The sequence below is a fragment of the Variovorax boronicumulans genome, assembly GCF_029892485.1.
Classification (GTDB): Bacteria; Pseudomonadota; Gammaproteobacteria; order Burkholderiales; family Burkholderiaceae_C; genus Variovorax; species Variovorax boronicumulans_B.
This window is the reverse complement of record NZ_JARXVG010000004.1, coordinates 218,253-230,715: the sequence shown is the minus strand read 5'-3', so window position 1 is coordinate 230,715 and position 12,463 is coordinate 218,253. Positions and strand designations below refer to the sequence as shown.

Genomic DNA, 12,463 nt, shown 5'->3' with positions numbered 1-12,463 from the left:
GAGACGGCGCGGCAGGCCGGCGGGTTGCAGGGGCCGGCAGCAACCTTTGCCCGGTCGGTGGCCGACCGGAGGGGTTGCCGCGCCAGGCGGATTTGTAGAATCGATTATCCATGACAGCACCCCCGACCCCGGCCTCATCGGCCCCAAGCCCCGCCGAGGCCATCCTCTGGACAGATCCGCAACGCGCCGAAGGGTTCCGGGCCTGGCTGCAAGGCATCGCCGCCGCCCATCGCCTGCTGCCTGGCACCGTGCGGCTCGCCTCGGCCGATGCGAGCTTTCGCCGCTACTTCCGCGTCGACACCGCCATCCCCGGCACGCCGACGCGCATCGTGATGGACGCTCCGCCGGACAAGGAGAACAGCGACCCCTTTGTGCAGGTGGCCAGGCTCATGGCCGAAGCCGGCGTAACCGCCCCGCAGGTGCTCGAATGGGACCGCCCGAACGGCTTCCTGCTGCTGGACGACCTGGGCCGCCAGACCATGCTCGACGTGATCGACCCGGCCCAGCCGGATGCCAGCCGCCCGCTCTACGACCAGGCCATCGACGCATTGATCCGCTGGCAGCTGGCCTCCAGGCCCGGCGTGCTGCCCCCGTATGACCGGGCGCTGCTCGAACGCGAACTGGCGCTCTTTCCCGAGTGGTACATCGGCCGCCACCGCGGCGTGACCATCGAGGGCAAGCTGAAGGAGCGGCTGGAGCGCAGCTTCAAGCTGATCGTCGAGAGCAACCTGGCCTCGCCGAGCGTCTATGTGCACCGCGACTTCATGCCGCGCAACCTGATGGTCGGCAACGGCACCGCTCTGGGCGTGCTCGACTTCCAGGATGCCGTCTACGGCCCCATCACCTACGACATCGCCAGCCTGATGCGCGACGCCTTCCTCAGCTGGGACGAGGAATTCGTGCTCGACATCACCGTGCGCTACTGGCAGGCCGCGCGCAAGGCCGGGCTGCCGGTCGACGAGGATTTCGGCGCTTTCTATCGCGCCGTCGAATGGATGGGCCTGCAGCGCCACCTGAAGGTGGCCGGGATCTTCGCGCGCCTCACGCTGCGCGACGGCAAGCCCCGCTACCTGGCCGACACGCCGCGTTTCATCGCCTACATCCGCAGCACCGCGAGCCGCTACATGGAACTGACGCCGCTCCTGCGCGTGATCGACGAAGTCGAGGGCACCTCCGCGCTCACGGGCTTCGCCTACGGCCGGGTCTGATTTCATAGCATGCCCCGTTTCCATTGTTCTGTGCCCTTGAGCGCCGGCGCCGCTTTCGCGCTGCCGGCCGGTGCTGCGCGCCATGTGCAGGTGCTGCGGATGCAGCCGGGCGACGCGCTGACGCTGTTCGACGGCTCGGGCGGCGAGTACGAGGCCACGATCGAGCGCATGGGCCGCAGCGACGTTTCGGTGACGGTCGGCGCCCACAACACCGTCGAGCGCGAGGCGACGCGCGCGGTGCACCTGGCCGTCGGCATGCCGGCCAACGAGCGCATGGACTGGCTGGTCGAGAAGGCCACGGAGCTGGGCGTCGCGAGCATCCAGCCGCTGGCGACGGCGCACGGCGTGCTGCGTCTTTCGGGCGAACGCGCCGAGAAGAAACGCGCGCACTGGGAGGCCATCGCCATCGCGGCGTGCGAGCAGTGCGGCCGCAACCGCGTGCCGGTGATTCACCCGGTGCGGTCGTTCTCGGGCAACTCGGGATGGATCGACGGGCAGGACGCGAGCGGCGAGGCCGCCGCAGCGCGCCTCATCCTGAGCCTGGCGGAGGGCACGCAGGACGTGGCCTCGGCCATCGCGGCACACGCCGCCGGCAACCGCGATGTGCGCGTGCTGAGCGGCCCCGAAGGCGGACTCAGCGCCGCCGAGGAGCAGGAAGCCATCGCGCGCGGCTTCGCGCCCGTCACGCTCGGACTTCGCGTGCTGCGCGCCGAAACTGCCGCGCTCGCAGCCCTGGTGTCGCTCGGCGGCCCCTGAGAAGGGGGTGTTTTCCGCGACGCGCGCGCGGACGGGCTGCGGAAGAATGGGTACCTCACCCGTTCATCACGACAAAGAAGGACCTTCCGCCCATGTCCCGTTCGCTCCGTCTCGCCCCTCTGGTTCTTGCCGCGCTGTGTGTGGCGCACGCCGCCCATGCGCAGAGCAATGCCGTCGCGCCCACGCCGGCGCAGGTCAGCCCTGAAGTCGACAGGACCTACACCCAGCTGATGGCATCGCCCGCGATCCAGAAGCTGCTGGACGCGGTCAAGGCAGACCATGAGCGATCGGTCGAAGACCTGAAGATGCTCACCGAGATCGAAGCGCCGCCCTTCAAGGAGCAGAAGCGCGCCGAGGCCTTTCTCGCGCGCATGAAGGCCGTGGGCCTGTCCGACGCGAAGATCGACGCCGAAGGCAACGTGGTCGGCCTGCGCAAGGGCACAGGCCACGGCCCGAAGCTCTTGATCTCGGCCCACCTGGACACCGTGTTCCCCGCCGGCACCGACGTGAAGGTGAAGGAGCGCGACGGCCGCCTCCATGCGCCGGGCATAGCGGACGACACGCGGGGCCTCTCGGTGCTGCTGTCGTGGCTCAAGGTGCTCAACGACAACAAGATCCAGACGGTGGGCGACCTGCTGATCGTCGGCAATGTCGGCGAGGAAGAGCTCGGCAACCTGCGCGGCATCAAGGCGATCTTCCGCGACCACCTGGACATCGACGGCATGGTCGGACTGGAGCCCTCGCCGGAGGGGCATGTGCTGGTGCTCGGAACCGCCAGCCATCGCTACGAGGTCACCTTCAAGGGCCCGGGCGGTCACAGCTTCGGCGCGTTCGGCCAGGTGCCCAGCGCGATCCACGGCATGGGCCGCGCGATCGCCAAGATCGCCGAGGTGCGCACACCGAGCTTTCCCAAGACCACCTTCACCGTCGGCACCGTGGGCGGCGGCACCTCGGTCAACACCATCGCACCCGATGCGCGCATGGCCATCGACATCCGCTCGGACGACATGGCCTCGCTGCTGGAGACCGAGAAAAAAATCCTCGCTGCCATCGACGAAGCGGTGGTCGAGGAAAACAGGCGCTGGAACGTGACCACGCTGAGCGCGAGCCACAAGCTGATCGGCGACCGGCCGGGCGGGCGCACGCCCTCCGACTCGTTGATCGTCGAGGCGGCGACGCGCTCGAACACCGCCTTCGGCCAGAAGACGCTGCTGCGCGGCGGCAGCACCGATGCCAACGTGCCGATCTCGCTGGGCATCCCGGCGATCATCATCGGGGGCGGCGGCAAGTCTTCCGGTTCGCATGCGCTGAGCGAGTCGATCGACGTGACAGATGCGTGGAAAGGCGCGCAGAATTCGCTCGTGACCGTGCTCGGACTCGTCGGCGTGCAAGGGTTGACCCCCGCACTGCTGCCCAAACGCCCGGCACGTACCAAGTAATTTGTCACGTTGCAAGTTCGAAAGTGGGCGCTCCACTTACGGCTTGCGGTCCGTCACACGGAAAATGCGACGGTTCTGTCACACACCAAGGAAATGACCATGGGATTGCTCGATTCAGTGCTCGGCCAAGTGCTTGGAGGCGCTGCGCAACAGCAGCAACCACAAGGCGGAGGCATCGGGGGATTGGGAGATCTCGGCGGCCTCGCCGGCGCACTGGGTGGCCTGCTTGCCAACAACGGCGGCCAAGGCGGCCTGGGTGGCCTGGTCTCGAAGTTCGAGCAGGCCGGCATGGGCGATGTCATCGGCTCGTGGATCGGCAAGGGGGACAACCAGCCGGTGTCGGGCGACCAGCTGCAAAACGCACTGGGCGGAGACACCATCGCGAACATTGCGGCCAAGCTCGGCATCAATGCGCAAACGCTGCTGCCGATGCTCGCCACCATGCTGCCGGCGCTCATCGACCAGCTCACGCCCCATGGCAAGGTGCCGGACCAGGGTCTTGGCAACCATGACGATCTGCTGGGTTCGCTCAGTGGCTTGCTGCAAGGCAAGCAGTCCTGAACGAGGCCTGCCTCATCAGAATTCCGGCGCCCGCGAGGGCGCTTTTTTTTGGCTGGCGCCCAGGCGACGAATCCCGTAGAACCCCCGAGCATGAACCGCAACCTCTGGCTCCTGGCCATCTGTCAGGGCCTGTTCCTGACCAACAACGTCACCTTCATCGCCATCAACGGACTGGTGGGCCTCGGCATCGCGCCGCGCGGCTGGATGGCGACGCTGCCGGTGATGGGCTATGTGGTGGGCGGCGCGCTCACCACCGGGCTGGTGGCGCGTACGCAGCAGCGCTTCGGGCGGCGCGGATCGTTCCAGATCGGGCTGGCGGTGGCGCTGGCGTCCGCGCTGCTGTGCGCCTACGCGGCGATCTCGAAGAACTTCTGGCTGCTGTGTTTCGCCACCGTGGTGGCCGGCTACTACAACGCCAACGCCAATCTCTACCGTTTTGCAGCGGCCGAGCTCGCTGCGCCGGAGTGGCGCGAGAAGGCGGTGTCGCTGGTGATGGCCGGTGGCCTGATCGGCGCGGTGGCCGGGCCCAATCTCGCGTCCGCCACGCGCGGGGTCTTCGACGTGCCCTTCGCGGGCGCCTACATCGCGCTCGCGGCGGTGGCGCTGCTCTCGATGGCAGTGATGCGCTTCATCGACTTCCCCGCGCCCCTGACCCGGCAGCAGGCCCTCGGCGGTCGGCCGCTCTCCGAAATCGTACGGCAGCCCGTGTTCATCGTTGCCGCGGCAGCGGGCGCCTTGGGCTTCGGCGTGATGAACCTGCTGATGGCCGCCACGCCGATCGCGATGCAGATCTGCAGCCTGCCGTTTTCCGACGCCGCGCTGGTGCTCGAATGGCACGTGATCGGCATGTTCGCGCCCGGCTTCTTCACCGGCCACCTCATCCGCCGCTTCGGCGCGCTGCCGGTGATGGGCGTGGGCCTCGCGCTCAACCTCGGCTGCATCGCCGTCGCGCTGTCGGGGGTGGAACTGCAGCACTTCCTCGTGGCGCTGTGCCTGCTCGGCGTGGGCTGGAATTTCCTGTTCACCGGCAGTACAACGCTTTCGCTCACGGCTTACACCGCAGAGGAGCGCGACAGGGCCCAGGGTGCGCTCAATTTCTGCGTGTTCGCGACGCTGGCGCTGACCTCGTTCGCCTCGGGCGTGCTGGTCACGACCCAGGGCTGGCAGCTGCTGAACTACGGCTCGCTGGTGCCAGTGGTGCTGACTGGCGCGGCACTGCTGTGGCTCGCGCGGACGCGGCGGCGCTCGGCCGCTGCCTGAGGCTGTTCGATCAGTTGGACGGAAACCGCTTGTCGAGCCAGCGCTGCAGCGTGGCAAACACCGGTTCCGCGTCCAGCTCATTGAAGATCTCGTGGTACAGGGTCTCGAAGCACTGTGCTTCGACCATGCCGCTGGGCGCTGCGGCCGCTGCGAACGCACGGCTGGCGGCAGGCTTCACGAGCCGGTCGTCGCCCGCATAGATCAGCAGCGTGGGCACCGGCCAGCGCGCCGCCGCCTGCTGCACCGTGGCTCCTTCGTACGCGAGGAAACGCGCGAGCCGACTGCCGATACGGTCGTGCGTGAGCGGATCGTCGCGGTAGGCCTGCACGACGGCGCGGTCGTGCGAGAGGAAGTTGTCGTCGAGGCCGTTGCCCACGCGCAGATTCGGCGCAATGCGCGGCAGCACCGCGAGCAGCGCTTTCTGAAACCCGCTCAGGCCCGGATCGAGCCCCGGCGACGAGAGCACCAGGCCATCGACAGGCCGCACGCCGCGCGCCACCAGGCTGGTCGCGACCAGCCCGCCGAGGCTGTGCCCCAACAGCACGACCGGCACGCCGGGGTTCTCGCGGCGAGCGTCGTCGATCACCAGCGCGAGGTCGTCGACCAGCCGCAGTTCGCTCGGCAATCCGCCGCGCGCGCCGGTCGATTCGCCATGGCCAAAATGGTCGTGCGCCCAGACGGCGAAGCCCCATTCGTGCAGCCGCTTCGCGAGCCCGTGGTAGCGCCCCGCATGCTCGCCCAGCCCGTGCACCACGACCACCACGGCGCGCGGCGTTCCGGCCACGGGCAACCGGCGCAGGGCCAGCGTCTCGCCGTCGGGCGTGGAAAGTGGCATCCGTTGCGGCAGCGGCAGCGCTTCGCTCATTGGTGCACCCTTGGCGCTGCGCGCCTTCCCGCCAAGCGGGAGCGAGCTTGCTTGGGGCGGCCCGGCGCGGCGCTCAAGCCGCCGCCGGCTCCGCAGCAGCCGCGCGGTGCGCGACCGGCAGGGCCGCAATCACCTCGGCCACGGCGGCCGTCAGCTTCTTGGCATAGGGCACATGAAGGAACTCGTTGGGGCCGTGCGCGTTGCTCTTGGGGCCGAGCACGCCGCAGACCATCATCTGCGCCTTGGGGAAGCCGGCGCTCAGCATGTTCATCAACGGGATCGTGCCGCCCTGGCCGATGTAGCCGCAGGATGCGCCGAAGTGCGCCTGCGAGGCCTTGTTGAGCGCGTCCTCGAACCACGGCGTGATCGTGGGCGCGTTCCAGCCGGTGGCGCCGCCGCCGCTTTCGAAGGTGACGCGCGCCTGGTAGGGCGCGTTGTCTTCCAGCAGCGCCTTGAGCTTCTGTACCGACTCGGCCGCATCGACCAGCGGCGGCAGGCGCAGCGAAAGCTTGAACGCGGTGTAGGGGCGCAGCACGTTGCCCGCGTCCTTCAGCGCCGGAAAGCCTTCGGCGCCGGTGACCGACAGCGTGGGCTTCCAGGTGCGGTTGAGCAGCGCCTCCACCGGATCGGTGGTGGTTGGCAGCGCGAACATGGTCGAGCCGCCGCAGTCGTAGTGCGCCCACGGAAAGCGCTTGTAGACCTCGTCGCCGAGGATGGCGGCCGTGGCCTTGGCTTGCGCGAGGCGGTCGGCCGGCACTTCGCAGTGGAAGCTCGCGGGCAGCAGGCGACCGGTGGCACTGTCTTCGAGGCGGTCGAGCACCTGCCGCATGATGCGGAAGCTTGAGGGCACGAGGCCGGATGCGTCACCCGAGTGGATGCCTTCGGTCAGCACCTCGACCTTGAGCGTGCCGCTGGCCATACCGCGCAGCGAGGTGGTGAGCCACAGCTGGTCGTAGTTGCCGGCGCCGGAATCCAGGCAGATCACCAGTTCGACGTTGCCCAGGCGCGGACGCAGCGCGTCGACATACGGCAGCAGGTCGTAGGAACCGCTTTCCTCGCAGGTCTCGATCAGCCCGACGATGCGCGGATGCGCCACGCCCTGGGCCTTGAGCGCCTGCAGCGCGGCGACGCTCGCGTACACCGCGTAGCCGTCGTCGGCGCCGCCGCGGCCATAGAGCAGGCCGTTCTCGTACTTGGGCGTCCACGGGCCGAGGTCGTTGCGCCAGCCGGTGAATTCGGGTTGCTTGTCGAGGTGGCCGTACATCAGCACGGTCTCGCCCATGTCGGTGCCGGTGGCCGGCACTTCGAAGAACAGCACCGGCGTGCGGCCTTCGAGGCGAACGATCTCCAGCTTCAGGCCTTCGACCTTCTGGGCCTCGACCCAGGCGGCGGCGTTGCGCAGCACGGTCTCCAGATAGCCATGGGCCGACCAGTCCTTGTCGAAGCCGGGCGACTTGGCGGGAATGGCGATGTAGTCGGTGAGTTGCTTGACGATGTCGCCGTCCCACTGGGCGGTGACATCGGAGAGGGCGCGCGTCGCGTCGAGCGTGCCGGCAGGCATTTCGCGGTGCAGGGGGGCATTCATCGGTGGGTTCTCCGCGGGGACGAAAAATCGCATTTTGCGCCTCGGAGCGACCGCGCGTAGAGTGCGGGCGATCTCAACCCGGAGCGCAATGTGAGCAAGGCAACGACGACTCGGATCAAGGTGGATATCAAGGTCGGTATAGGCGGCTGGACCTACGAGCCCTGGCGCGACAACTTCTATCCCAAGGGGCTCGTGCAGGCCAGGGAGTTGAACTACGCGAGCCGCCACGTGAGCGCCATCGAGATCAACGGCACCTACTACAGCACCTTCAAGCCCGAGACCTTCCGCAAGTGGCACGACGACACGCCGGAAGACTTCATGTTCTCGATGAAGGCCTCGCGATTCACCACCAACCGCAAGGTGCTGGCGACCGCGGGCGAGTCGATCCAGCGCTTCATCGACAGCGGCGTGAGCGAGCTGGGCGACAAGCTCGGGCCGATCGTGTGGCAGTTCATGCCGACCAAGCAGTTCGATGCGGAAGACTTCGAGGCCTTCCTGGAACTGCTGCCGAAAAAGGAAGGCAGCCGCGTGCTGCGCCACGTGATGGACGTGCGGCATGAGAGCTTCATCACGCCCGCCTACAAGGCGCTCGCGAAGAAGCACAAGGTCTCGACCGTGTTCACCGACGCGGACAAGTTTCCGTCGTTCGAGGAGCCCGAGGGCGACGTCGCCTATGCGCGGCTCATGATGGCCGACGCGAAGCTCAAGACGGGGTATGGACCGAAGGCGCTCGACACCTGGGCAGAGAGGGCACAGGGCTGGACCGAATCGCCCAAGAAGCGCGACGTGTTCGTCTACTTCATCAATGGCGCAAAAGAAAGAGCACCGGCCGCGGCCGGTGCCTTGCTGGAGCGCCTGGGGTGGAAGCCCCCCGTGGAAGCTTAGGCCGCCGCTTGCAGCGACGGCTTGGCGCCGAAGCTGATCTCGCCGGAAAGCTGGCCGCCTTCCTCGATCACGATCTTGCCGTAGCGGATCTTGCCGGTGACCTTGCCGGTCGAGTGGATCACGAGCTTCTCGCGCACCGTGAGGTTGCCGTCGAAGATGCCGCGGATTTCCGCGATGTCGATCTCGGCCGAGCCCTTGAACTCGCCCTGTTCGGCGATCTGCATCAGGCGCGAGTCCATGGTGGCTTCGACCAGGCCTTCGACCACGAGCGTGTCGCAGTCGGTGATCTCCACGCCCTTCAACTTGATGTTCGGGCCGACGGTGAGCTTGCTGCCGCCTTCCTTCACGGCGGGTGCTGCCGCTGCGGCGGCAAGGCCGCCTTGCTGCGCGGTCAAAGAGGAGGGATTGACGGGCGTGCCCGACAGATTGGTGCCCGAACCGACCAGCGGTGCGGGGCGGGATGTCAACGAGTCGGTGTCACGATCGCGCTTGCCGAAGAAGGGGGACTGTGTAGCCAATGGGGAGCTCCTCAAGAAAGGGACTATCGTAAGAACGCACTTACGGCTTACCGCACTTCATTGCGCAAGAGGCGTAACCGGATAAAACCACACGCCTCGACAATGCGCTCCAGTAGACCCTAAACAACGGAAGATGACGACCCCCTTGCAAAGCACCGCCGCTTCCCCCGCCCCTTTGGTCGCTGACCTGGCCGCTGGCGACGCCCGCTTCGGCAAGCCCGACGGAGGCTGGCAGCGCGCGTTGTTCTCGGTGATCTTCGAGTCCGAATCTCGGCTGGGCCGTTTGTTCGACCTGATCCTGATCGCCGTGATCGTGACCAGCGTGGCGGTGGTGATCCTCGACAGCGTGCAGGCGGTCCACCAGCAGGCGGGCCATGTGTTCGGCGTGCTCGAATGGGTCTTCACCGGGCTCTTCACGCTCGAGTACATCGGACGGCTCGCCTGCGTGAAGCGTCCCCTGCGCTATGCCACCAGCTTCTACGGCGTGATCGACCTGCTTGCGCTGCTGCCGACCTTTCTCGTGGCGCTGGCTCCGGAGTTCGCCTACCTGATCGACGTGCGCATCCTGCGGCTCCTGCGCGTGTTCCGGATCTTCAAGCTGTCGCGCTATTCGGTGGAGTACCGCGCGCTGGTGTCGGCCGTGGCGGCGAGCCGGCGCAAGATCATCGTGTTCGTCGGCTTCGTGATGCTGGTGGTGCTTGTGATGGGCACGCTGATGTACGTGGTCGAGGGGCCGGCGCACGGCTTCACGAGCATTCCGGTCGCGATCTACTGGGCCATCTCGACGATGGCCACCGTGGGCTTCGGCGACCTCGTGCCCAAGACCAACCTGGGCCGCGCGATCGCCTCGGTGATGATGCTGCTCGGCTGGGGCGTGCTGGCGGTGCCGACCGGCATCGTGACCGCCGAGATGGCGCGCCGCGGACCCGACGATGAAGCGGTGCCGCTGACCGGACGCGGCATTCTCGCGATGACGACGCCGCCTGCAGCACCGCCGCGGCGGCTTACGCCGGCTGCCAGACGACGCGCCCTTGCGCAGCATCGTCGAGGCGGGCGATGAAGGCATTCGCCTCGGGCTCGGGCAGCGTGAAGGCGAAGAGCACGTCGTCGCCGTGCTGCACGCTCTCGAGCACAGCGCCCGCCACCGCCATTTCGCGCCGCAGCAGCCCTTCGAGCGCATAGGGCACGGCGCATCGCAGGCTGCGCTGCCGCACCAGCGGCACGAGCGTCGCGCCGAGCAGGGCCTGCGCGATGGCATCGGTGTAGGCGCGCACCAGGCCGCCGGCGCCGAGCTTCACGCCGCCAAAGTAGCGCACCACGGTCGCGAGCGATCCCTCGATCTGCTGATGGCGCAGCACCTCGAGCATGGGCCGGCCGGCCGTGCCGCCGGCCTCGCCGTCGTCATTCGCAGCCGATTGCCCGCCGGCCATCAACGCCCAGCACACATGCGCGGCCGCAGGGTGCTCGGCGCGCAGCGAGGCGACGACGGCCAGCGCAGCCGCGCGATCGGCCACCGGCTGCACGCAACCGATGAAGCGGCTCTTCTTGATGACCAGCTCGCTGTGAACCGGCTGCGCCAGCGTGAAGCTCATCCGCTGCGTTCCGGCGCGGTGTTCAGCCGCCCCGCTCGAACTTGAAGACCGCCGTGCTGGCGCGCGCATTCGGCAGCCAGCGCACGTCTCGCCCGTCCTGCAGGCCGAAGGCATCGAGCACGCGCAGGTTGTTCTTGCCGGCCAGCACCTCGAAGTCCTTGAAGGTGCCCACGCGGATATTGGGCGTGTCGTACCACTGGTAGGGCAGGCGGCGCGTCACCGGCATGCGGCCGCGCGCCACGCTCAGGCGGTTGGGCCAGTGCGCGAAATTGGGAAAGGCGACGATGCCGATGCGGCCGACGCGCGCGGTTTCGCGCAGCATGATCTCGGCATTGCGCAGGTGCTGCAGCGTGTCGATCTGCAGCACCACATCGAAGGAAGCGTCGTCGAACATCGCGAGGCCTTCGTCGAGGTTCAGCTGGATCACGTCCACGCCGCGGCGGATGCACTGCAGCACGTTGCCGTCGGCGATCTCCACGCCGTAACCGGTGCAGCCGCGCTCGCGCTGCAGCAGGTCGAGCAGCGCGCCGTCGCCGCAGCCGAGGTCGAGCACGCGCGAACCTTCGGGCACGAGGGCAGCGATCAGTTTCTGGTTGTCGAGGTCGCTCATTGGAGTTCCTTGGCGACGCGTTCGAAGTACGAGCGCACCACGCCGATGTAGCGCACGTCGTCGAGCAGGAAGGCGTCGTGGCCATGCGGCGCGTCGATCTCGGCGTAGCTCACGTTGCGGCGGTTGTCGAGCAGCGCCTTCACGAGTTCGCGGCTGCGCGCGGGGGAGAAGCGCCAGTCGGTCTTGAAGCTCACGAGCAGGAACTTGGCGGTGGCCTGCGCCAACGCGGTGCTTAGCTGGCCGCCGTGGTTGCGCGCGGGGTCGAAGTAGTCGAGCGCGCGGGTGATCAGGAGGTAGGTGTTGGCGTCGAAGTACTCGCTGAACTTGTCGCCCTGGTAGCGAAGGTAGCTCTCGATCTGGAACTCGACGTCCTGCGTGGAATAGCGGTAGTCGAGCCCCGCCGCTTCGCCTTCGACGGCGCTGCGCAGGATGCGCCCGAACTTCTCGTTCATCACGTCGTCGCTCAGGTAGGTGATGTGGCCGATCATTCGCGCGATGCGCAGGCCCCGCTTGGGGATCACGCCGTGTTCGTAGAAGTGGCCGCCGTGGAAGTCGGGGTCGGTCACGATGGCGCGGCGCGCCACTTCGTTGAAGGCGATGTTCTCGGCCGTGAGGTTCGGCGCGCTGGCCACCACCACGGCGTGACGCACGCGATCGGGATACTGGAGCGTCCACGAGAGCGCCTGCATGCCGCCAAGGCTGCCGCCCATCACGGCGGCGAGCGTCTGGATACCCAGCGCATCGAGCAGCACGGCCTGCGCATCGACCCAGTCTTCGACGGTGACCACCGGGAAGTCGGCGCCGTAGACGCGGCCGGTGGCAGGGTTGACGTGCATCGGGCCGGTCGAGCCGAAGCAGGAGCCGAGGTTGTTGACGCCGATCACGAAGAAGCGGTCGGTGTCGACCGGCTTGCCCGGACCGACCATGTTGTCCCACCAGCCCTCGGAGCGGGCCTGGCCTTCGTAGACACCCGCGACGTGGTGCGAGGCGTTGAGCGCGTGGCAGACCAGCACCGCGTTGCTGCGGTCGGCATTGAGGGTGCCGTAGGTTTCGTAGGCGAGCGTGTATTCGCTGATCGATGCGCCGCTGCGCAGGGCCAGCGGGCCTGCGAACTGCATCGACTGCGGACTGACGACCAAAGGAGGTGACGACATGAATGAAAAAACCCGGCCTCGCCAAAAACG

13 protein-coding genes are annotated in these 12,463 nt (G+C 67.7%); 7 read left to right on the top strand and 6 right to left on the bottom strand.

All coding sequences use genetic code 11. The annotated features are described in order from the left end of the window. The first annotated feature begins 110 nt into the window (after nucleotides 1–110). The 5 genes from M2282_RS11545 to M2282_RS11525 all read left to right on the top strand — a co-directional run bounded on the left by M2282_RS11545 (nucleotide 111) and on the right by M2282_RS11525 (nucleotide 5,224). Entirely contained in the window at nucleotides 111–1,208 is a 1,098-nt protein-coding gene (locus M2282_RS11545; protein WP_280808931.1) for an aminoglycoside phosphotransferase family protein, read from the top strand. 9 nt (nucleotides 1,209–1,217) lie between these two features. Beyond that, nucleotides 1,218–1,964: a 16S rRNA (uracil(1498)-N(3))-methyltransferase gene (locus tag M2282_RS11540; protein WP_280808930.1), complete on the top strand. Its 747-nt coding sequence runs from the start codon at nucleotides 1,218–1,220 to the stop codon at nucleotides 1,962–1,964. A 92-nt stretch (nucleotides 1,965–2,056) separates the two neighbouring features. Next, complete coding sequence (locus tag M2282_RS11535; RefSeq protein ID WP_280808929.1) at nucleotides 2,057–3,403, top strand: M20/M25/M40 family metallo-hydrolase; 1,347 nt, start codon at nucleotides 2,057–2,059, stop codon at nucleotides 3,401–3,403. 99 nt (nucleotides 3,404–3,502) lie between these two features. After that, nucleotides 3,503–3,964 (top strand): YidB family protein, encoded by a 462-nt coding sequence (locus tag M2282_RS11530; RefSeq protein ID WP_280808927.1) that lies wholly within the window; start codon nucleotides 3,503–3,505, stop codon nucleotides 3,962–3,964. Nucleotides 3,965–4,054: 90 nt separating this feature from the next. Then, nucleotides 4,055–5,224 carry an MFS transporter gene (locus M2282_RS11525; protein ID WP_280808926.1) on the top strand — a complete coding sequence of 390 codons (1,170 nt, stop codon included), beginning with the start codon at nucleotides 4,055–4,057 and terminating at the stop codon, nucleotides 5,222–5,224. A 10-nt stretch (nucleotides 5,225–5,234) separates the two neighbouring features. Here M2282_RS11525 and M2282_RS11520 read toward each other — a convergent pair whose 3' ends face one another. Together M2282_RS11520 and M2282_RS11515 are read right to left on the bottom strand one after the other, a co-directional pair. Next, complete coding sequence (locus M2282_RS11520) at nucleotides 5,235–6,089, bottom strand: alpha/beta hydrolase (protein ID WP_280808925.1); 855 nt, start codon at nucleotides 6,087–6,089, stop codon at nucleotides 5,235–5,237. A gap of 73 nt (nucleotides 6,090–6,162) precedes the next feature. Further along, nucleotides 6,163–7,674, bottom strand: a complete 1,512-nt coding sequence (locus tag M2282_RS11515) for a M20 family metallopeptidase (protein ID WP_280808924.1) — start codon at nucleotides 7,672–7,674, stop codon at nucleotides 6,163–6,165. A gap of 90 nt (nucleotides 7,675–7,764) precedes the next feature. Between M2282_RS11515 and M2282_RS11510 the strand changes: the two genes are divergently transcribed. Further along, a complete protein-coding gene (locus M2282_RS11510) occupies nucleotides 7,765–8,559 on the top strand; it encodes a DUF72 domain-containing protein (protein WP_280808923.1) in 795 nt (264 codons plus the stop codon). Here M2282_RS11510 and M2282_RS11505 read toward each other — a convergent pair. After that, on the bottom strand, nucleotides 8,556–9,077 hold the full coding sequence (locus tag M2282_RS11505) for a bactofilin family protein (protein WP_280808922.1): 522 nt from the start codon (nucleotides 9,075–9,077) through the stop codon (nucleotides 8,556–8,558). The genes M2282_RS11510 and M2282_RS11505 overlap by 4 nt on opposite strands. Before the next feature lie 133 nt (nucleotides 9,078–9,210). Between M2282_RS11505 and M2282_RS11500 the strand changes: the two genes are divergently transcribed. Continuing rightward, nucleotides 9,211–10,137, top strand: coding sequence for an ion transporter (locus M2282_RS11500; RefSeq protein ID WP_280808921.1), 927 nt, complete (start codon nucleotides 9,211–9,213; stop codon nucleotides 10,135–10,137). On the opposite strand, the gene M2282_RS11495 is transcribed toward M2282_RS11500, so the two are convergent. The 3 genes from M2282_RS11495 to metX are packed head-to-tail and all read right to left on the bottom strand — an operon-like array spanning nucleotide 10,082 to nucleotide 12,433. Then, nucleotides 10,082–10,669, bottom strand: a complete 588-nt coding sequence (locus tag M2282_RS11495; protein WP_280808920.1) for an IMPACT family protein — start codon at nucleotides 10,667–10,669, stop codon at nucleotides 10,082–10,084. The two genes, M2282_RS11500 and M2282_RS11495, sit on opposite strands and share 56 nt — an antisense overlap. A 22-nt stretch (nucleotides 10,670–10,691) precedes the next feature. Then, complete coding sequence (gene metW, locus M2282_RS11490; RefSeq protein ID WP_280808919.1) at nucleotides 10,692–11,279, bottom strand: methionine biosynthesis protein MetW; 588 nt, start codon at nucleotides 11,277–11,279, stop codon at nucleotides 10,692–10,694. Next, the gene (metX, locus tag M2282_RS11485; protein WP_280808918.1) at nucleotides 11,276–12,433 is read right to left on the bottom strand and encodes a homoserine O-succinyltransferase MetX; all 1,158 of its coding nucleotides are present in this window, start codon (nucleotides 12,431–12,433) and stop codon (nucleotides 11,276–11,278) included. The genes metW and metX overlap by 4 nt, the downstream gene beginning before the upstream one ends. Between the last annotated feature and the right edge of the window lie 30 nt (nucleotides 12,434–12,463).